General features: G+C 66.6%; 21 protein-coding genes. 10 read left to right on the top strand and 11 right to left on the bottom strand.

Features of this window, described 5'->3' with window-relative positions; translation table 11 throughout:
• Positions 1 to 136 precede the first annotated feature (136 nt).
• Together QA861_RS20970 and QA861_RS20965 are read left to right on the top strand one after the other, a co-directional pair.
• Entirely contained in the window at positions 137 to 1,492 is a 1,356-nt protein-coding gene (locus QA861_RS20970; protein ID WP_334589857.1) for an NsdA family TPR-like regulatory protein, read from the top strand.
• 36 nt (positions 1,493 to 1,528) lie between these two features.
• Positions 1,529 to 2,029, top strand: a complete 501-nt coding sequence (locus QA861_RS20965) for an NUDIX domain-containing protein (RefSeq protein ID WP_334589856.1) — start codon at positions 1,529 to 1,531, stop codon at positions 2,027 to 2,029.
• A 54-nt stretch (positions 2,030 to 2,083) separates the two neighbouring features.
• Here QA861_RS20965 and QA861_RS20960 read toward each other — a convergent pair whose 3' ends face one another.
• From QA861_RS20960 to QA861_RS20950, 3 genes are all read right to left on the bottom strand, one after another.
• Positions 2,084 to 3,247, bottom strand: a complete 1,164-nt coding sequence (locus QA861_RS20960; protein WP_334589855.1) for a helix-turn-helix domain-containing protein — start codon at positions 3,245 to 3,247, stop codon at positions 2,084 to 2,086.
• Positions 3,237 to 4,016: a hypothetical protein gene (locus tag QA861_RS20955; protein ID WP_334589854.1), complete on the bottom strand. Its 780-nt coding sequence runs from the start codon at positions 4,014 to 4,016 to the stop codon at positions 3,237 to 3,239. Before QA861_RS20955 ends, QA861_RS20960 begins: the two co-directional genes overlap by 11 nt.
• A gap of 241 nt (positions 4,017 to 4,257) precedes the next feature.
• A complete protein-coding gene (locus tag QA861_RS20950) occupies positions 4,258 to 5,001 on the bottom strand; it encodes a TIGR02391 family protein (RefSeq protein ID WP_334589853.1) in 744 nt (247 codons plus the stop codon).
• A gap of 1,295 nt (positions 5,002 to 6,296) precedes the next feature.
• Between QA861_RS20950 and QA861_RS20945 the strand changes: the two genes are divergently transcribed.
• Positions 6,297 to 6,560 (top strand): hypothetical protein, encoded by a 264-nt coding sequence (locus QA861_RS20945; RefSeq protein WP_334589852.1) that lies wholly within the window; start codon positions 6,297 to 6,299, stop codon positions 6,558 to 6,560.
• Between the two features lie 690 nt (positions 6,561 to 7,250).
• Here QA861_RS20945 and QA861_RS20940 read toward each other — a convergent pair.
• Positions 7,251 to 7,442, bottom strand: coding sequence for a hypothetical protein (locus QA861_RS20940; RefSeq protein ID WP_334589851.1), 192 nt, complete (start codon positions 7,440 to 7,442; stop codon positions 7,251 to 7,253).
• The gene (locus QA861_RS20935) at positions 7,439 to 7,579 is read right to left on the bottom strand and encodes a hypothetical protein (protein ID WP_334589850.1); all 141 of its coding nucleotides are present in this window, start codon (positions 7,577 to 7,579) and stop codon (positions 7,439 to 7,441) included. Before QA861_RS20935 ends, QA861_RS20940 begins: the two co-directional genes overlap by 4 nt.
• A 298-nt stretch (positions 7,580 to 7,877) precedes the next feature.
• On the opposite strand from QA861_RS20935, the gene QA861_RS20930 reads away from it, so the two are divergent.
• From QA861_RS20930 to QA861_RS20910, 5 genes are all read left to right on the top strand, one after another.
• Positions 7,878 to 8,636 carry a GntR family transcriptional regulator gene (locus QA861_RS20930; protein ID WP_334589849.1) on the top strand — a complete coding sequence of 253 codons (759 nt, stop codon included), beginning with the start codon at positions 7,878 to 7,880 and terminating at the stop codon, positions 8,634 to 8,636.
• Between the two features lie 392 nt (positions 8,637 to 9,028).
• Entirely contained in the window at positions 9,029 to 9,727 is a 699-nt protein-coding gene (locus QA861_RS20925; RefSeq protein WP_334589848.1) for a hypothetical protein, read from the top strand.
• A 486-nt stretch (positions 9,728 to 10,213) separates the two neighbouring features.
• Entirely contained in the window at positions 10,214 to 10,417 is a 204-nt protein-coding gene (locus QA861_RS20920) for a cold-shock protein (protein WP_053746402.1), read from the top strand.
• A gap of 320 nt (positions 10,418 to 10,737) precedes the next feature.
• The gene (locus QA861_RS20915; protein ID WP_334589847.1) at positions 10,738 to 12,249 is read left to right on the top strand and encodes a DEAD/DEAH box helicase; all 1,512 of its coding nucleotides are present in this window, start codon (positions 10,738 to 10,740) and stop codon (positions 12,247 to 12,249) included.
• A gap of 89 nt (positions 12,250 to 12,338) precedes the next feature.
• A complete protein-coding gene (locus QA861_RS20910; RefSeq protein ID WP_334589846.1) occupies positions 12,339 to 12,647 on the top strand; it encodes an SCO5918 family protein in 309 nt (102 codons plus the stop codon).
• A 126-nt stretch (positions 12,648 to 12,773) separates the two neighbouring features.
• Here QA861_RS20910 and QA861_RS20905 read toward each other — a convergent pair whose 3' ends face one another.
• The gene (locus tag QA861_RS20905; protein ID WP_334589845.1) at positions 12,774 to 13,133 is read right to left on the bottom strand and encodes a hypothetical protein; all 360 of its coding nucleotides are present in this window, start codon (positions 13,131 to 13,133) and stop codon (positions 12,774 to 12,776) included.
• A 675-nt stretch (positions 13,134 to 13,808) separates the two neighbouring features.
• Here QA861_RS20905 and QA861_RS20900 point away from each other — a divergent pair.
• Entirely contained in the window at positions 13,809 to 14,147 is a 339-nt protein-coding gene (locus tag QA861_RS20900) for a helix-turn-helix domain-containing protein (protein ID WP_044471789.1), read from the top strand.
• A 243-nt stretch (positions 14,148 to 14,390) separates the two neighbouring features.
• On the top strand, positions 14,391 to 14,594 hold the full coding sequence (locus QA861_RS20895; protein WP_164320436.1) for a cold-shock protein: 204 nt from the start codon (positions 14,391 to 14,393) through the stop codon (positions 14,592 to 14,594).
• 78 nt (positions 14,595 to 14,672) lie between these two features.
• On the opposite strand, the gene QA861_RS20890 is transcribed toward QA861_RS20895, so the two are convergent.
• From QA861_RS20890 to QA861_RS20870, 5 genes are all read right to left on the bottom strand, one after another.
• A complete protein-coding gene (locus QA861_RS20890; protein WP_334589844.1) occupies positions 14,673 to 14,939 on the bottom strand; it encodes a DUF4235 domain-containing protein in 267 nt (88 codons plus the stop codon).
• Positions 14,936 to 15,403: a DUF3618 domain-containing protein gene (locus tag QA861_RS20885; protein ID WP_334589843.1), complete on the bottom strand. Its 468-nt coding sequence runs from the start codon at positions 15,401 to 15,403 to the stop codon at positions 14,936 to 14,938. The genes QA861_RS20890 and QA861_RS20885 overlap by 4 nt, the downstream gene beginning before the upstream one ends.
• The gene (locus QA861_RS20880) at positions 15,400 to 15,819 is read right to left on the bottom strand and encodes a phage holin family protein (protein ID WP_334589842.1); all 420 of its coding nucleotides are present in this window, start codon (positions 15,817 to 15,819) and stop codon (positions 15,400 to 15,402) included. The genes QA861_RS20885 and QA861_RS20880 overlap by 4 nt, the downstream gene beginning before the upstream one ends.
• A gap of 180 nt (positions 15,820 to 15,999) precedes the next feature.
• On the bottom strand, positions 16,000 to 17,256 hold the full coding sequence (locus QA861_RS20875; protein WP_334589841.1) for a YihY/virulence factor BrkB family protein: 1,257 nt from the start codon (positions 17,254 to 17,256) through the stop codon (positions 16,000 to 16,002).
• A gap of 77 nt (positions 17,257 to 17,333) precedes the next feature.
• Complete coding sequence (locus tag QA861_RS20870; protein ID WP_334589840.1) at positions 17,334 to 18,002, bottom strand: GTP cyclohydrolase II; 669 nt, start codon at positions 18,000 to 18,002, stop codon at positions 17,334 to 17,336.
• Positions 18,003 to 18,053: the final 51 nt, after the last annotated feature.

Genomic DNA, 18,053 nt, shown 5'->3' with positions numbered 1-18,053 from the left:
AAGGGGGAGCCTGGTCACGGTGTCGGACCGGGGCCGGGCGGCTGGTGATTAGTGAACCCTTCGTCACGCACAGTGGGTACGGTGAGAGGCAGTTGAAGCGGTATACGCGGTTTACAACCCCGAAGGGGAGGCGAGCGTGGCAGCGCCGAGAGACCCCAACTCCCGCCTGCGCGACACCATTGCCGCGACCGGCTGCACCTACGAGGCACTGGCGAGAGACGTCCGGCGCATCGCGGCCGAGAACGGCGAGATCCTCCAGACGAACAAGTCGGCTGTCTCCCACTGGGCCAACGGCACCCGCCAGCCCACCGGACGGACCGGCCAGTACCTCGCCGAAGCCTTGTCACGCCGAACGGGCCGCATCATCACCCAGACCGAGATCGGCCTACGCGCACAAGATGGCGAGGAGTCGGCCGACGGGGATCCTGTCCTGGCCGCAACTGACCTCGGTCGGGCTGATGTTGAGCGCCGCCGCTTCCTCGCGGTGGCCGCCTTCACCACTGCCGGCGTCGCCATGCCGCTCGCCCACGATCACGAGGCCACCACGCGCATGCTCCGCGCCCGCACCGGCACGTCCGTGGTCGGAGCAGAGGACGTGGACGTCGTACGGCAGATCACTGCGGCTTTCAGCGCGGCCGACGAACGCCTCGGCGGCGGCCACGGCCTGACCACGGTCACCGCCTACCTCGCCGACACCGCCGCGCCCATGCTCCGGGGCCGCTACGCGAGCGAAGCTCTACGGCGGGCAGCCTTCGGCGCCGTGGCCGAACTCGTCTACCTGGCAGGGTGGAAGCACCACGACCTCGGCCAAGAGGGCGCCGCCCAGCGCTACTACCAGGTCGGCTACCAGCTCGCCTGGGAAGCCGACCCGCACGGCCACGCCGCCTGGATGATGCGGGCCCTCGCCCACCAGGCCCTCAGCCTCAAGCAGCCCCACCACTGCGTCGACCTCGTCGAAGGCGCGCTCGTCCGCGGTCTCGGGCACGTCGACGGCCAGACCGAAGCCCTCCTCCACATCACCCACGCCCGCGCCTTCGCAGCCGTCGGCGAGAGGCCCGCAGCGGCCCGCGCCCTGCTCGCCGCCGAAGACGCCCTCCTGCGCGACGACCTTCCTCAGCCCAGCTACTCCCGCGTCAGTGGCCCCGCCGCCGGCACGGTCGCCAGCCACACCGCCCGCACACTCACCGCCCTCGCCGACCACATCGGCACCGAGCAACAGCACCGAGACGCTCTGATCCGTTGGGACCCCGAGAAATACAAGCGAGTCCACGCCCTCACCTACGCCGACCTCGGCGACAGTCTCGCCGCCCAGGCTCGCGCCGATGAGGCCGTCGCCGTCTGGGGCCAGGCCCTGACCCTCATGGAAGGCATGACCTCCGACCGCACCCGCAAAGCCATCACCTCGGTCCGCTCCACCCTTTCCATCTACCAGCGCCGCAAAGTGCCCGGAGCGGGCGAACTCGCCCGCCGCGCACGCGAAGCGCTGGCCTAAGCTGCCCACCAACCGGCCGACGAAGGGACACCAGCCGTGGCTCAGCGGACAACCGACGATCAGCCCAAAGCCCTACCGCCCGCCCTCGAATCCATGACCCTGCTGGTCGCCGCCGTCATCGTCCACGACAAGGCCACCAACCGGGTTGTGCTCCTCCAGCGGAGTCAGAACGCCAAGTTCGCCCAGGGCATGTGGGACCTCCCCGTCGGCAAGAGCGAACCCGGCGAGCCTGTCACCGAGACTGCAGTACGGGAGCTGTACGAGGAGACCGGGCTGATGGTGAAACCGGAGTCCCTGAAGGTCGCTCACATCATCCACGGTGCCTGGGGCGTTGAAGCTCCCAACGGCTTTCTCACAGTAGTCTTCGCCGCTCACGAATGGACCGGCGAACCCGAAAACCGCGAACCGCGTAAACATGCACAGGTCCAATGGGTCGATACCGATGCGATCCCCGAAGAGTTCGTGGACACCACTGCCAGCGCCCTCCACCGGTACCTAACCGACGGTCCCCAGGTGTCGCTGGACGGGTGGCGTTAGAAATAGGGGACGGTTTTCCGCAGTTAAACCTGCAGAAAAACCATCCATTTCGGATCAATCGACCAGGCGAAGAATTGGCCGAGACTCTCGGAATCCGAGAATCTCCCGGACCCGTTCTGGCTTCCAGGCCAACTCCTTCGCCAATTCTCGAATTGTCAGCCCTTGACTTTTCTGCGCGAGCTCGAAGGCTCGTTGGAGCAGGATTGATTGCTCGCCAGGAAATCGCGCCACAGGTTCCGGTGAGAAACCTGGCTGGTCAGACAGAGCATTCAGCCTTTGGTAGGCGCGACTTGCAGTGGCATCCGATGCAAGGCCAAGCTCACGACATCTATAGATCAGGGATTTGACTGAGACGCCCCAGGTGCGTGACAAGTCAGCGAGTTGCGCTAGGTCCATTCTGCGTGGAAGGAGGGGGAGGATGCTGGCTCGTGGGGTGAGAAATTCGGCCGCGAAAGCGTCAGCCTCTCGCTCTTGTTGGTTGTCTCCAGCGGAGGAGGAATGTAGGACCAGGTGACCCAACTCGTGCGCTGCACTGAACCGGTGCCTGTACACATCATCTGCGCGATTATGGGTTAGTACCATAAGCGGGCGAGGTAGGCCCGAAGTTGCAAATGCGTCAATTCTAGTTGCAGTTTCATCGGCCTCGGGTGGAACGGAGACTACGATTCCATGAGTCTCCAGTTGTCGTACCAAGTGCTTGACGGGGCCCCGACCGAGGTTCCAATACGCGCGAAGTTCTTGCGCGGCTTCTCTGGCGGCAGAAGGCAAATCGGTCCCCGGGTGCACTTCGCCACCAGTGAATCCAGGAAGATTGACAAGAGGTAGTTGAACGCGACGTTCCAGGGCAAAAGTCAACTCCCATACCTGCCCTGCGAGGCCGAGTGCCCGACTCCTCTGCGCCCCGCTCGTAGACCGCAACGAGCGAAAATAAGCCATGGAGGTGTCCAGCTTCCCAATCGGCCTACCCGCGAGGAAGAACTCGATCGGGACTTCTAGGACATCAGCCAACCGAGGCAGAAGATCTGGCCGCGGTTTACTACTGCCCGTCTCGTACTGTCCGACAGCGGCAGGAGATACGCCGATGCCCTGGGCAACGTCCTTCTTGGTCATGCCTGCTAGATGGCGGGCTTGTGTGAGGCGAGGCGGGTGGAACGCATCCCAGACGGCCTTGGGGGACACCCCACCAAGGCCGGGGATCGTTGGATGATCAGTTCTCATCACTCTCTATGGTGTCGTCGGTCTCGTCTGCTTGCTCGGTGGGCAGGGGCTGCTCAGAGTGTTGCTCCTCGTCGGGCCTGTCGGCCATCGGCAGGTCTGGCAAGTCGCCCGAGTCGAACCGATCATCTCCTGCCTCGTCGGCCACAAGAGCAAGCGGGGTGGCGAGTGGGGCTACGAGTGGCGAACGCTCCGTCAGCCATCGAATAGCGCCCGCTCCACTCCGGAGCTCAGCCTCACCCCACCAGACGCGCTTCAGCCCTGAACGATCCAACTCATAGACAACAAGCACCAGGCGCGGCCTCGGGTCACGCCCTGCGAGATCGGCTAGCGAAGCACGGAGTTCGTCCTCGATCTCGAAGCCGCTGATGGGATCGGCTACCCACCTTCGACCTGCAGCTGTCGAAGCGAAGATCTCCTTCATCAGCTTCGACAACTTCCGACGGGGCCATCGGTCTACGTGCTCGTCCCCGTTCTGCGTATGGACGGGATAGATGAGCGTGTTCAGCACGAGAGGCAAGCCGTACCAGGAGCCCGTGCTGATGACCTCGGTGCCCTCGATCCCAAGTTCCTCCAGCTCGCCGACCAGGAGTTCAAACTGGTCGACAGCACGTTCACCGCCGGGGGCGAACCCCTTCTTGTTCCGTGAGGCTGCCCGGATGTCAGCAACTCCCTGAGCCGTCTCGCTGAGGGCCCGCCATATTGCCCCTTGGATCGCCGCGGCGTGTTCGCCGAACCGCGACTGAGCCCAGGCGGGGATCGAACCGTCCATGCATCACTCCCGTCCGTTGCTAGTGCTTTGCGCGTTACGGTACACCCAATGCTTCAGTTCTGTGCGTGAAACTTGCACTTATGCTTCAGTTGGCTAGCTCGCTGGGCGTTTCCGCAGGTGGTTCCGTCTGGTGGCGGATGTGGACGTTCGTGATCCGGTCTCAAGCCTGCTCGGATCTCAATCGACGCCATGCCAGAGAGTGCAGCCCGTGTCTGCATCTCATGAGCGGACCGGGTGCTCCTCAGGTCGAGAGCACGCTCGACACGTCCACCCAGCGGGCGAGCACGCTGAACGCCGCGAGTTGCTCAAGCGCCTCATGCCCTGGAAGCTCGGGGAGGCCGTCCTCGTGGCTGTTCGGATTGCGGATGCCGGCGTAGCAGCCCTCGGCGAAGGCCATAGCTCCCCGGTGGAGGCTGCGGAAGGTGTCGCTGCCGTCGTCTTCCATGAGTCGTAGGCGGGGTTCGTCGGGCTTGGGGGCGTTCAGCGAAAAGGCGCTCTGGAAGAGCTTGGTCTCGCTGGCATCCCGGCGGCCAATCTTGTTCTGCGTCTCGGCGTTGACCTTCCGTACAGCTGCTGTCACCGCCTCCCGGAAGTGCCCGCTGCGCCACAGCGCGCGAGCCCCTTCCCATGCCCATGGATGCATGGTGGCCGCGCTCACCTGGGGAGCGTCATCACCGAGGCGGGCTCTGACCTCTTCGTCCCTCTGGAGGGCGGCGAGCGCTCGTTGTGCGGTCTCCCTGTGTTGCCACCAGCGGTTCACAGTGCTGTTGTTCTTGCTCGGAACCTCAGTACGCCAGTGCGGCAAGGCGCGGTCCAGGATCTGTTCCACCACGTGAGCGCTGGCCACGATGTCAGCCTGGGAACCGCGGTTGGAAAGTCGGCTGCTGACCGTGAGTACGCCCGGAGGGTCCGTTGGCCTGTACAACTCGGTCAGTTGCAGGAACTGGTCCAACTCATTGCGCGCCCAGGGGATATCGATACTCATGAGGCCATGGTGCCCTGCGCCACTGACAGCCCCATGCGCCCGAGCAAGCTGGCCGGTACGCCAAGTCTTCGCAGGGGGCGACGAAGAACACAGGTCGCACAGTGCCGGGACCTTCAGTTTCAAGGACACCAAGCCATACGGGCCGTGCGACGGACCACTCATGCAGCAGAACCTTGCAGGGAAAACCGGGAGTTGGCTGCGAACCACCGCAGCGGTCGCTACGCTCACATCGTTGACTTGTCTAACCTGAGCGCAGAGGCTCAGGAGCTCCGACGTGTGGACACCGGCCACAAGCGTCGTCTCGCGGGTGTATGTGCACTCACTCTGTGACAGCAGTGCAGCAGGCAGAATTTTTGGCGTCCAACTCAAACGCCGACCGGTGCGGCGAGTGAGGTATTGGTATGCCAAATTCTGTAAAGAAGCGAGCTGCACACATGCGCAAAGCGTATTCCGGTGAGATTTACGAAGCTGCGCTTGCTGGAATCTCAAACGACCGCACTCATGGGTTGGATTCGTGCGCGCCGGGTCAGCGGAAGATGAACGCTTTGCTGGCTCTCGGTCTATTTAACCGCGGCGAAGACGGTGCGCCTCCCGCGAAGTGGTTGTTGAGCACCCTCACCTGGTACACGATTACAGTGTCGCCTCGGTGGAATCAGCTGGTATTCATCAGCGATGCCCCAGATAACGTCACCAGGTATCTGGTGCCGCATGGTGATAGCACCCCAAGGCTTCCAGGGTTGCGATTGCGGGCTATGTACGACTACCGGACGTATGCGTTGGAGCATGTCCCTACGGGGGCACAATTGGTGGTCACGAGTCGGCTAGACGGCAAGCTGCAGAGGGTGCGAGAAGGCTCGCACTTCGATTTTCGCACGCTTGATGACCCTTTGGACCCGGTAGAGGAGCGCCAGCTTGCCGACGTTCCTCCCATGGGTGACACAGCTCAGACTCTATTGGCTGGTATTGCTGCCCGTATGTCCATGGCTGACCCCAAGGGGCGGTGGGCCACAGGGAACTGGTACTGGGACCCGTTGCGGCGTGATGAGGGCAGAGGCCGCGATGATGACTCGGATCCTCGGCGCAGGCTTTGGGGGGCAGGCGATGAATGGGAAGCCCAGTGGACAGGGCTTCCCTATCCGGAAGATGTCGCGGCTGCGCTAGCTGACCCTACGGTCGGTATTTCTGGAGCAAGGCTCGCGAAAAGCAGCAGGGCGTACGAAGTGACTCTTAGTGATTCGGTTCTTAAGATTCGCATTTAGTGGAGATTTTTAAGAGCGGGCCCGAAAGTTATCTTCGTGCAGAGAGTCTTCGCCGTGCTTGAAATCCCTCAGAGTGCCCTTGCTGAAATGCCATGGTGGGCTGCATTCTTCCTGATCTTTGTGCTGGGTTTCGCCCGCGTAGTCCTTCCAAAGGAATCGCATGACCTCTACATGTGGTGGATTGCCTTTTGGGAGCACCGCCGGAAGCATGCAGCTTTAAAAAGGAGGAGGTGGGAGCGTCGTCGAGCCGTTAGGAAGAAAAGAAAGCAGGACCAGGAACAAGCACCCCCCTCTCTTTGAGGGGGAGGTGGACCTCGTCGTGGATCTGCTCGGCGCCCCAATCCGGGTACAGCGCGCGGGCCTTGGTGTCGGTGCTCGCCGCTTACGCTTGCATCAAGAGTGTGATCGTCTGCGCAGGGTTTGTGGGTCTCCGCTCACAGTGTTGTCCCTGGGGCACGCCTGGGCTGTGTTTGACGTTCACGGTGGACTGACCTCAGGAAGCGGTCGAGGTGCAGCAGGTGGTGCGGCATGCCGACGAGCGGCTCCCCCAATGGCGGGACTTCTTGTACTCCGGCGATCATGCTGCGCCGTTTGCGGTCGTTGACTTCCGACCTGTGACTCTTCTGCGTGAGCGGATGGTGCGGCAGGAGCCATCCTGACGTGGACCGCACCCCACTACGAACCTGTCCTGACCTGGTGGTTCCGGACACCAAGTCAGCGTCCGGAACCACGCAGCACGATCCGGCCAGGACTTTTAATCCATTGGTTGTGGGTTCGAGTCCCACAGGGTCTACGGGTAAGCCCCAGTTCAGAGCACGTCTGGACTGGGGCTTCTGTCGTTTTCGGGGACTGAGTGGTCGTTAGCTCAGCCGAAGCTCGACCGAAGTGCAAACGATCAAGACATGGAGCGGCCCCGACCGGATCGGCGTCCGGCCGGGGCCTGTTCCCGCCCCGCCCGCGGTGGTCACGGGGTACGAGGCAGGCGGGAGATCAGTGGGGTGTGGGTGCCTTGCGGCAGGTGTGGGCGCGCGTGCGCGCGTTGCAGTCGGACACCCGCGAGTAGTCGCCTACAGCCCGGGCCTGCGCCCGCTGACCGTCCAGGCTCGCGCAGACCACACAGCACGGTGTGGGCTCGGGGGGTGTGGCCGGCATCTGCAGCAGATACGACGTCGCCGTGGTCATCGCTCTCCTACGAGGAGGATGCCCGTGCTGTACGGCAGGGGGACGTCCTGGGTCTGGCGGCACATGGCGTGGATGTCCTGATAGCCGGGCTCCCGGCCGACCGTGCATTCCGTGGACAGGTTCTCGGTGGCGGTCACGGCTGCCGCTGTTCCGGATCGGCCTGGCGCGTGCTGTTGAGTGGCTTCACGGGCTCACCTCGTCTTTGATCTCAGCCCAGATCTCGGGTGCGCCGCCGGTGCTGCTGCCCCAGTTGTCTGCGGTCTTCAGGACGGAGATGACCCGGTGCCAGCGGCCCCAGTCCGTTGCGGCGGGCGCGGGCGCGCTGACGCGGGTGGCGGAGCCGCGGTACCTACTCTCGCGCGAGAGGATAACTCTCGTACGAGAGTAGCGGCGCTGGCTACTCGGTCACGCAAGTCACACAAGGGAGGGCGGACAGTGAGCACGGAGCCGCCGCTGTACCTGCGCGTAGCCGACGAGCTGCGCGCCCGCATCGAATCCGGCGAACTACTGCCCGGCACCCGCCTGCCATCGGTCTCGGAGATCTCAGCCCAGTACGGAGGCAGCAACCCCATCGCCACCGGCGCCTACAAGGTCCTCGTTGACGACGGCTTGGTGGTGTCCCGGCACGGCGCCGGCCATTACGTCCGCAGCAACGAGACACCCGAACTGCTCGTGCGTCGCCACCGCCGCCGCTCCGAGGACAGCCCCTTCGCCCAAGGCGCGGCCGAGCAGGGAGCCGTCGGCACCTGGAGGCATGAGTCCACCACCGAGACGGCCACCGCCAGCGTGGCCGGCCGCCTCGACCTCGAACCGGGCGAGCCCGTGATGCACACCTCGTACACCTATCTCGCCGACGAACGGCCCGTGCAGATTGCCGAGTCGTGGGAGCCGCTCGCCGTCACCGGCCGGTCCCTGATCGCTCTGCCCGAGGTCGGCCCCTACGCCGGGATCGGTGTGGCCGCGCGCATGCGGGTCATCGGCATCGAGGTAGGTGACCCTGTGGAGAAGGTCCGTGCCCGGTTGGCGGCCCGGCAGGAGGCGCAGGGGTTGGGCATGACGCCGCCCGGCCCGGTGCTGGCGATCGAGCGGACCTATTACGACCAGGCCACCGGACGCCCGGTGGAGACGGCGGATGTCGTGATGCGTGGCGACCGGTGGGTGGCCGAGTACGGGCAAGCCCCGCACGGTGGCTGACCTCAGACGCACGAAAGCGGCCCCGCCCTCCGAGGAGAGCGGGGCCGCAGGCGTCCGGTCAGGCGGCGTTGGGGCGTCGCTTCCACAGATCGTCAATCAGGTCCAGGCCGTTGCTCGTCGCGTAGGCGACGGGGAAGTTGAAGCCGTTCGTCGTTTCCATCTTCACGGTGAACAGCCCGGAGTCCTGATGCTGCTTCTCCGCGGCAGGTTCCGCGCCCCACCGTTTCGGGAAACCTGCCGTCGGAAGATGTTCACCTCGATGAGCCAGGTCGTCAGCACCTTCACGTCGACGTGGAACGGGTCCGCGGTCTCCCGCATGCCGCTGTCCTTGCCGTGGCCCACTCCGTGTGAGGAGCGCCATACCGGACGGGCCCGTGCACTAGCGTTCTGGTGTGTCCCAGCCTCAGCCGCTCATCCCGATGCCTCCGTCTCCGTCTCCGCCCCCGCCTCCGCCGAAGAGGAGCCGCGTCGGGATCGTTCTCGGGGTCGTGGGCGGGGTCGTCGGTCTGCTGATCGTGGCCGCGACCGCGTGGGTGGTCGTCGGGGCGGACTCCGACAGCGGCTTCCCCGCGGCCGAGTACCGGCTGACGCTGCCCGAGACCCTGCTCGACGGCGGGTACGAGCTGACGCAGGACTTCTCCGACTCCTCCGGAAGCGGGCTGAAGGAGGAGGCCGAGAGCAGGTGGGGTGCCCGTGACGCCCGCGCCGCCGTGGCGACGTACGCCCCTGTGAACCTCGGGGGGCAACTCAACGTCTCGGGTGTCTACGGCCGATTCACGAACAGCGACGAGGCGCGGGCCACGATGATGAAGGGCGCGGCCAACACTGAGAACCTCACCCTCGCGGTACCTCCCAAGGACTTCGAGCTGGCCGGGGCGGACACGACCCTCACCTGTCAGGTGATCACCATGGACAACGGGGGCGCGGAGGTCTTCGCCCCGATGTGTGGCTGGAACGACGGCAACACCGCGGCGGTCATCGGAGAGATCACCCCCGGCAACGCCGCCGACAGCCCTGAGGACCTGGACCTGGCGGCCGTTGCCGAGCGCACCCTCCGGATCCGGTCCGAACTCCGGAAGCCGATCGGCTGACCGCGTCGGGCCATCGGCTCCGCGATCGGCTCCGCCGGTCCCGGCGGGAACGACGTGCGCGACTGCTGTCTCGCAGGCAAGGGTGTGCCGAGCGCCTGGCCACCTCCTCATCGCCGCCGAGGCGACGGTGAGGAGGAACCGCTCCTCCGCCTCCGGGCCCACAGCGCGGCCCCTACGCCTGCACTCTTGGCGGCCGGGAGCGGCCGGCAGCGGGCGTCGCGGGAGAGGCCCTTCGTCGGGCACGCCCTAATATCTGTGGCCGCGAACTGAGAAATTAACGGAACGCACGGGCAGGTTATTTGCCCCAATGGATAACTGAGAGTTATTCAACACTCGTCGGCCGTCGCAGTGTGCTACTGTCGATCTAAGTTGCAGTTGTGGTTCCCGAAATTTTTATCTCCGGTCTTCCGGGCGGGGCAATCATCACGGCGACACGGAGTCTGCGACCTGCGGACCCGTAAGCACCCCCTCTGAAGGAGATATGACATGGCTGCTGGCACCGTGAAGTGGTTCAACGCGGAAAAGGGTTTCGGATTCATCGAGCAGGATGGTGGCGGCCCTGACGTGTTCGCCCACTACTCGAACATCTCCGCCCAGGGCTTCCGCGAGCTGCTCGAAGGCCAGAAGGTCACCTTCGACATCGCGCAGGGCCAGAAGGGCCCGACGGCCGAGAACATCGTTCTTGCCTGACGTTAACGCGTACTTTGCAGCTGGGGCCCGCATCCCTCGGGGTACGGGCCCCAGCTGCATGTATTTTTTTCGCAGTGGTTTCACCTGTTGAGGCGACGACTTCGCGGAGGCGGAGTCCGTGGGCGTAGTAGATGCCCCGGATGTCACTCCGTATCGATTCGATTGACTCAATCGACTCATCCAATTCAGCAACTGTGCCCGCGTGAATTCACTGCCGGCCAGATTGGCTTTCGCATTCTTTCGGCCCATTCTTGCAATTCTCCGCGCGGTTCGTTGCTGCGGAAATTCCTAGATGTGAGCCGCATCGAGGAAGGTTCCGCATGAACCGCACACGTACGAACGACCGTTTCTCCCGCACCCGCAGCGGCGGTGCCGCTTCCGGACGGAGTGGCGGCCGATCGGGCGCGCCGACCGCGAACCGGTCCGGCGGACAGAGCCGTTCCGGCGGCCAGGGCCGTTCCGGCGGCGGTTACGGCCGCCGGCCCGCCGCGCCGCAGGGTGAGTTCGCTCTCCCCGAGACGATCACCCCCGCGCTTCCCGCCGTCGAGGGCTTCGCCGAGCTCGACATGCCCAAGGAGCTGCTGGCCGCGCTCGGTTCGCAGGGCGTGACCGTGCCCTTCCCGATCCAGGGCGCGACCCTGCCGAACTCCCTGGCCGGCCGTGACGTACTGGGCCGTGGCCGCACCGGCTCCGGCAAGACCCTCGCCTTCGGGCTGGCGCTGCTGGCCCGTACGGTCGGGCAGCGCGCCGAGGCCAGGCAGCCGCTGGGTCTGGTCCTCGTACCGACGCGTGAGCTGGCGCAGCAGGTCACCGACGCGCTCACCCCGTACGCCCGCGCCGTGCGGCTTCGGCTGGCCACGGTGGTGGGCGGGATGCCGATCGGCAGGCAGGCCAGCGCGCTGCGCGGCGGGGCCGAGATCGTCGTCGCCACGCCCGGACGCCTCAAGGACCTCATCGACCGCGGCGACTGCCGGCTGAACCAGGTCTCCATCACCGTCCTCGACGAGGCCGACCAGATGGCCGACATGGGCTTCATGCCGCAGGTCACCGCCCTGCTCGACCAGGTGCGTCCCGAGGGTCAGCGGATGCTGTTCTCCGCCACCCTCGACCGCAACGTCGACCTGCTCGTGCGCCGCTACCTGACCGACCCGGTCGTGCACTCCGTCGACCCGTCGGCCGGTGCGGTCACGACGATGGAGCACCACGTGCTGCACGTCCACGGCGCCGACAAGCACGCGGCCACCACCGAGATCGCCGCCCGTGACGGCCGCGTGATCATGTTCCTCGACACCAAGCACGCCGTCGACCGTCTCACCGAGCACCTCCTCAACAGCGGGGTACGGGCTGCCGCCCTGCACGGCGGGAAGTCGCAGCCGCAGCGCACCCGGACACTGGCGCAGTTCAAGACCGGGCACGTCAACGTGCTGGTGGCGACGAACGTCGCGGCGCGTGGCATCCACGTCGACAACCTCGACCTCGTCGTCAACGTCGACCCGCCGACCGACCACAAGGACTACCTCCACCGTGGTGGCAGGACCGCCCGCGCCGGCGAGTCCGGCAGCGTCGTGACCCTGGTCACCCCGAACCAGCGCCGCGACATGACCCGCCTGATGATGGCGGCCGGCATCAGCCCGCTGACCACCCAGGTCCGCTCGGGCGAAGAGGCCCTGCAGCGCATCACCGGCGCCCAGGCGCCGTCGGGTGTCCCGGTCGTCATCACCGCACCGGTGGCCGAACGCGCCAAGAAGCGCGGCACCTCGCGCGGCCGGCGCCACCCCGCCTCGGCGGCCCGCCGCGCGTCAGTACGGCAGACCGGCGCCGCTGCGGCGTAACGCCTTCCCGACGTTCGAGGTCCGGCGGTCGTCGTCCCGGCGACCGCCCCCGCTTCACCCGTTTCCGCCGCTTCTCCCTGTGAGGCAACATGCGCTGTGTCATCGCACGCTTCCCGTTCGACCTGACCAAGAGCGGCGTACTGGAGTCGATGAAGGGCGTCAAACCCCTGCCGGTCACCGGTGAGTCCGTGGTCATCGGGCGACGCCGCTACCCCGTCAAGCAGGTGGGCCAGGTCGTCACCCGTCAGGACCCCCGCGATTTCAGCGCGGGCGAAGTCGTACGGGCCATGACCCGGCTCGGCTTCACCTGCGGGACTCCGCCGCAGGCCGAGCCGGTACGTGTGGAGAGCCCGTTCGAGCAGGCTTCGGCGCTGCTCGGGACTCCCGTGGCCGTCTGACCACTGACCGACCCGACCGGCGCGAGCCGGACAACATCGAGGGCCCTGCCGATACGTCGGCAGGGCCCTCAATGCGTGCCGGGCCGGCCGGCCTGGGTGCGGCGCCGGCTCAGCGGGTCGGCGGGGTCAGTGGTCGGAGTACCTGAAGTCGCCCACGGTCCAGGCGCTGACGTCCTCGATCGCGATGCGGTACATCCCGCCCGTCTCCGGGATCCCCACTGTGCCCTGCAGGATCCGGGCGACATGGAAGTGCAGATGCGTGGGCGGGCCCTCCCTCTTGGCGGGGGCGTTGAAAACGGCGGAGAACTCGCCCAGTTGATCGGAGTCGGTCAGTACGTCCGACACCCTCCGCCGCCACACGGCTTCGGGAGCCAGTCGACCGGTGATGACAGCACCACCGGTGACCACGGTCAGGGACATCTGATTGCTTCGCCCGGACTCCACAAGGGCGGCGATGTCAACGATCAGGTCGTCAGGCTTCGGCATGGCATCGGATTCTATGCAACGGCCCGTCCGGGTGGCTCGGGCGGTGACACCCAGGAGGGACGGCCTCTCTCCGCCGATCGGCCCACAGGTGATTACCTCATCGTCGAGCTCACCAAAATCTATGCTCGTCGGAGTAGACATTGGCGGCTCGGGTCATTATGGTTTCTCTTGTAGACGAGATCGAGCGAGGCCTGGCAGACACGAACTGCCGGGCAGCAGTGCCGCAGTTGAAGATCGCATGACGGTGCGGTGGTGGAGTTCCGAAGCCAAGGTTGTCGCAGGTCGGCGACGGGACTGACGACCGGACCGGGTGGCCCGCAGTGATCAGGGGGCCGCCATGAGCGGTACCGGCAGTACCAGTACGCAGTTCCTGTTCGATAGTTGTTGACCCAGAGGGAAGAACGGAGGAGTCGAGCGCCATCAGGATCGCCCGGGCGGAAGCTGGGCCCGGGTACCGCAGGACATCGATAGGTAGGTGGTCTCCGGTCATACATCCGCGATCCCCGCACTCACGTCGGCATATCAGACAATCGTGCGGAAAAAGAAGGCCGGTGCAGTAGTAGGGCCGGCAGATGGTGTTTGCAGTTCCTTCGGGGCCTTGGTGCCGTTACGGCACCAAGGCCCCTCGACGCGTTCCACAAGACGTTCCACAAGACGTTCCACAAGAGAGGTGAGATGACAGCAGACGACTCGCTGGGCCGTCTTGACGACGACGACTACCCCGCCTACACGATGGGCCGGGCCGCCGAGATGCTCGGTACCACTCCCGGGTTCCTCCGGGCCCTCGGCGAAGCGCGACTGATCACGCCACTGCGCTCCGAGGGCGGACACCGCCGCTACTCCCGCTACCAACTGCGCATCGCGGCCCGCGCGCGTGAGCTCGTCGACCGTGGCACCCCGATCGAGGCCGCCTGCCGGATCATCATCCTTGAGGACCAGCTCGAAGAAGCCCAGCGCATCAACGCCGAATACCGGCGTGCCGACACATCGTCCAATCCGTCGGCGGCGAACTGACGTGAGCGTGCCCGCCGGGTCGGCGGGCCATCACCCACACGCGTGGCCGAAATGCGACGCGCAGTTTTTTCTGTGGTGATGGCGGGCGCGGACCGGTAGCGTCTGTGCGAGCTGTCGTGGTTCGGAGTTCCCTTGCCCACGCCCTTGGTGTGGGCGCTTTGCTGTGCTGTGCCGCAGGGACCAGGGCGATCACCTCCGTCTTCCCCAAAGGGGGCAGACGTTCATCGACTGGAAGGCATGACTATGGCTACGGGAACTGTGAAGTGGTTCAACGCGGAGAAGGGCTTCGGCTTCATCGCCCAGGACGGCGGCGGTCCGGACGTCTTCGCGCACTACTCCGCGATCAACTCCTCGGGCTTCCGTGAGCTCCAGGAGGGCCAGGCCGTGACGTTCGACGTCGTCCAGGGCCAGAAGGGCCCCCAGGCGGAGAACATCACCACCGCCTGATCTCACGGTGAACCTACTGGGCCGCGCGGCGTTCGCCGCGCGGCCCAGTACGTCGTTCCGGAGGTGCGGCCCGGAGGTTCACCCCGGCCAGGTACCCGTCAGGCGCCGGACGGCGGTGGCGCCGCCGCGGTCGACGGCCGCCTTGACGCCGGCGAAGATCGCGCCCTGTACGACGGCTGCCAGGAGGATCTCGCGCCAGCTGCGGAACTCGTCCGTGGCGTCAGGGGCGTCGTCCTCGTGCGCGAGCCGCTTCCAGGCCTGCTTGAACACTGCCCCGGCCAGGACACCACCGAGGGCGCCCACGGCCATGCCGACCGGCTTGTAGGCGATCTTCGAGCCCTTCATCGGTGCCTCCTCGACCGGCGCACCATGAGCAGCGCGACGATCACTCCGGCGGCGAGCAGCGGGGCGCGATTGGCGCGCGCCGCACGCATCCCCTGGCCGGCCTTCTCCCGTACCGGCTCCGGGGCCTTGTCCCGGGCCAGTTCAGCGACGTGCACGGCCTTGTCGCGGACCTGCTCGCCGGCCGTCACCGCCTTGGCGCGCACGGGTTCGGGGGTCCTGTCCTGCACGGCGTGGGCCGCGTGCGTCGCCTTGTCCCGCAGCTGGGCCCCGACCTGGGCGGACTTCTCGGCGACCTGCTGCCTGACGGCCGTCGTCTTCTCCTGGGCCCGGGCCTTGACGTCGGCCTTCGCGGCGAGGGCCTCGACCGTCTCGCCGAGCTTCTCGCGTGTCGCCTCCACCCGCGTCCGTAGTTCCTCGGGAGACGGTGTTGCCTCAGCACCCTGCTGCGACTTGTCCTTGGTCATCGGTGTGCACTCTCCTTGATAGCGGCCACATCGGCCTTGACGCTGTCCACCGTCCGCTCGGGCGTCGGCGGGGATGCCTTGCTGAACTGCTGCTTGCCGAGCGCGGCCATCACCGCGGTCACGACGGCCAGGACGGCGGTGACGATCAGCGCCGCCGCCCACACGTCCATGGCGAGCGACAGCGCGGCGATCGCGGCGGCCGCGAGGGCCTGCAGGGTGAGCACACCCAGCACGCCGGCGCCGCCGAACAGGCCGCCGCCCTTACCGAACCGCCTGCCCTTCTCGGTCATCTCCGCCTGGGCCAGCCGCATCTCGTCGCGGACCAGCTGTGACAACTGCTGCGAGGCACGCTGGACCAGGTCGCCCACCGGTTCCTGCGCTCCGTTGTCCGTTCGGTGGGAGCCCTGTGCTGTCATGGGTGCTCACCCGTCCTTCGTCGGCTTTCGTCGGCGTTCGTCGATGTGTGCGGCGGGCCCGGTCGGCGTTCGTTGACGCTCGTACGACTCTGCCCTGCGCGTTTGTCGGATCGATCGGCTCTGCGAGTACCCACTCGTCGCCGCGTCACCCCGCCGGAACACGGGGCGCTGGCCGCCGGTTCAGGACTCGAAGCGGCGGCGGTCCTCCGCGTCCCACTTCCGGGTGTCCCGAGGCTGTACGTAGGGCTCCTCGGCGGCCGGATGGCCGCCTGCGACGGCCCGCTGGCGGGCCAGTTCCGCGTCGCACTCCAGGCCCAGCAGGATCGCCAGATTCGTGATCCACAGCCACACCAGGAAGATGATCACGCCGGCGAAGGTGCCGTAGGTCTTGTTGTACGAGGCGAAGTTCGCCAGGTACACGGCGAACCCGGCGGAGGCGGCCATCCAGATCACCAGCGCCAGGAAACTGCCCGGCGTGATCCAGCGGAAGCCGCGGATCTTCGCGTTCGGCGTCGCCCAGTACAGGATCGCGATCATGACCGTGACCAGGATCACCAGCACCGGCCACTTCGCGATCGACCACACCGTGAGCGCCGTGTCGCCGATCCCCAGCGCGCCGCCCGCCTTCCGGGCGAGGCCGCCGGTGAACACGACGATCACCGCGCTGACCACGGCCAGGATCATCAGGACCACCGTCACGGCGACGCGGACGGGCAGTACCTTCCAGACCGGGCGGCCCTCGGGGACGTCGTAGACCGCGTTGGCGCTTCTGATGAACGCGGCGACATAGCCGGAGGCGGACCACACCGCGAGCACCAGGCCCACGATCGCCATGACCGAGCCGATCCCGGCGGTGCCCTGCATCTGCTGCACGGCGTTGCGCAGTACGTCCCGGACCGCGCCCGGGGCCAGGTTCTGAATGTTGTCCAGCACTCGCTGCGACGTCGACGGGCCCATGATCCCGAGCAGGGAGATCAGCACCAGCATGGCCGGGAACAGCGCGAGGATCCCGTAGTAGGTCAGTGCCGCGGCCCGGTCGGTCAGCTCGTCCTTCTGGAACTCCTTCGCGGTGCCCTTGAGCACCGCCAACCAGGAGCTCCTGGGCAGGTCGGTCGGAGTGTCGGGCGCCCGCCGCTCGACCTGCTCGTCCGGCCCGGCATGAGGCGCCGGCGCGGTGTCGGACGTACGGTCCGCGGTGCCCGGTCGGTCGGGTTCGGCCGGTCGCACGGGGCCGCCGGGTCGGTCAGGTCCGCCGGCCGTGCTGGGCCCGGAGTGCCCGTGATGCCCGAAATCCCGGTCGTGCCCGTCGTGTCCGTAGCGACCGTCGGGATCGCTGTGACCGTCGTATCGGCCGGGCTCGTCATGTTCGTCGTGGTGTCCGTGTCGTCTCAGTATTCGCAGCATTCCGCACGAGTAACCGGTTGGGCACCACTCCAACCGTTCCCGTGGACCGCGTGTGAGCGAGCCTGTTCAGCAGCTCGCCGTCATCGGCCGGCGGCCCTGTCGGAACGCCGTCAGCCCACGCTCAGCTCGGCGCGGCCGGTGTGCCCGCCCACGCCGCCCAACTCGCCCAGCGGCAGCGTGTGCTGGGTCTGGAGGACCTTCGCGCGGAGGTAGCGGACGTTGTCCGGGGTGGTGAAGACGCCCGTGGGGACGCGGTCGTGGACGTCCATGCCCAGGGCCCGGAGCTGGTTGGCCTTGTCCGGGTTGTTGGAGAGGAGGTCCAGCGAGTCGATGCCCAGGGCCTGGAGCATCTGGGCCGCCGCCGTGTAGTCGCGGGCGTCCTCGGGGAGGCCCAGGGCGGCGTTCGCGGCGTAGGTGTCGAGGCCCTCGTCCTGGAGGGCGTACGCGTCGAGCTTGTTGTAGAGGCCGATGCCGCGGCCTTCCTGGCGGAGGTAGAGCAGGACGCCGCCGTGCTCGGCGATGCGCTCGACGGCCTCGCGCAGCTGCGGGCCGCAGTCGCAGCGGGCCGAGCCGAAGACATCGCCCGTGAGGCACTCGGAGTGCAGCCGGACCAGCGGGGTGGTGCCGGGCTTCGGTTCGCCGATGATGACCGCCACGTGCTCCTGGCCGTCGGTCAGGCCGTGGAAGGTGACCAGCTCGGTGTCGACGCTGTAGCCATCGTGGAAGCGGAGCGGCACCCGGACACGGGAGCGCTGGGTGGCGGCGGTGAGGTCGGGCATGCGGGGCTCCCGGGTCGGTCTGATCGATCCTCCGGACCTGCTCCTGCTCAG

Origin of the sequence: Streptomyces sp. B21-083, from assembly GCF_036898825.1 — a bacterium.
GTDB lineage: Bacteria > Actinomycetota > Actinomycetes > Streptomycetales > Streptomycetaceae > Streptomyces.
This window is presented reverse-complemented; position numbering and strand designations above follow the sequence as displayed.

Excerpts from the sequence above, each read along its gene's own strand:
- QA861_RS20960 (WP_334589855.1), bottom strand. The coding sequence starts at position 3,247 with ATGAGAACTGATCATCCAACGATCCCCGGCCTTGGTGGGGTGTCCCCC.
- QA861_RS20955 (WP_334589854.1), bottom strand. The coding sequence starts at position 4,016 with ATGGACGGTTCGATCCCCGCCTGGGCTCAGTCGCGGTTCGGCGAACAC.
- QA861_RS20950 (WP_334589853.1), bottom strand. The coding sequence starts at position 5,001 with ATGAGTATCGATATCCCCTGGGCGCGCAATGAGTTGGACCAGTTCCTG.
- QA861_RS20940 (WP_334589851.1), bottom strand. The coding sequence starts at position 7,442 with ATGACCACGGCGACGTCGTATCTGCTGCAGATGCCGGCCACACCCCCC.
- QA861_RS20920 (WP_053746402.1), top strand. The coding sequence starts at position 10,214 with ATGGCTGCTGGCACCGTGAAGTGGTTCAACGCGGAAAAGGGTTTCGGA.
- QA861_RS20915 (WP_334589847.1), top strand. The coding sequence starts at position 10,738 with ATGAACCGCACACGTACGAACGACCGTTTCTCCCGCACCCGCAGCGGC.
- QA861_RS20910 (WP_334589846.1), top strand. The coding sequence starts at position 12,339 with ATGCGCTGTGTCATCGCACGCTTCCCGTTCGACCTGACCAAGAGCGGC.
- QA861_RS20905 (WP_334589845.1), bottom strand. The coding sequence starts at position 13,133 with ATGCCGAAGCCTGACGACCTGATCGTTGACATCGCCGCCCTTGTGGAG.
- QA861_RS20900 (WP_044471789.1), top strand. The coding sequence starts at position 13,809 with ATGACAGCAGACGACTCGCTGGGCCGTCTTGACGACGACGACTACCCC.
- QA861_RS20895 (WP_164320436.1), top strand. The coding sequence starts at position 14,391 with ATGGCTACGGGAACTGTGAAGTGGTTCAACGCGGAGAAGGGCTTCGGC.
- QA861_RS20890 (WP_334589844.1), bottom strand. The coding sequence starts at position 14,939 with ATGAAGGGCTCGAAGATCGCCTACAAGCCGGTCGGCATGGCCGTGGGC.
- QA861_RS20885 (WP_334589843.1), bottom strand. The coding sequence starts at position 15,403 with ATGACCAAGGACAAGTCGCAGCAGGGTGCTGAGGCAACACCGTCTCCC.
- QA861_RS20880 (WP_334589842.1), bottom strand. The coding sequence starts at position 15,819 with ATGACAGCACAGGGCTCCCACCGAACGGACAACGGAGCGCAGGAACCG.
- QA861_RS20870 (WP_334589840.1), bottom strand. The coding sequence starts at position 18,002 with ATGCCCGACCTCACCGCCGCCACCCAGCGCTCCCGTGTCCGGGTGCCG.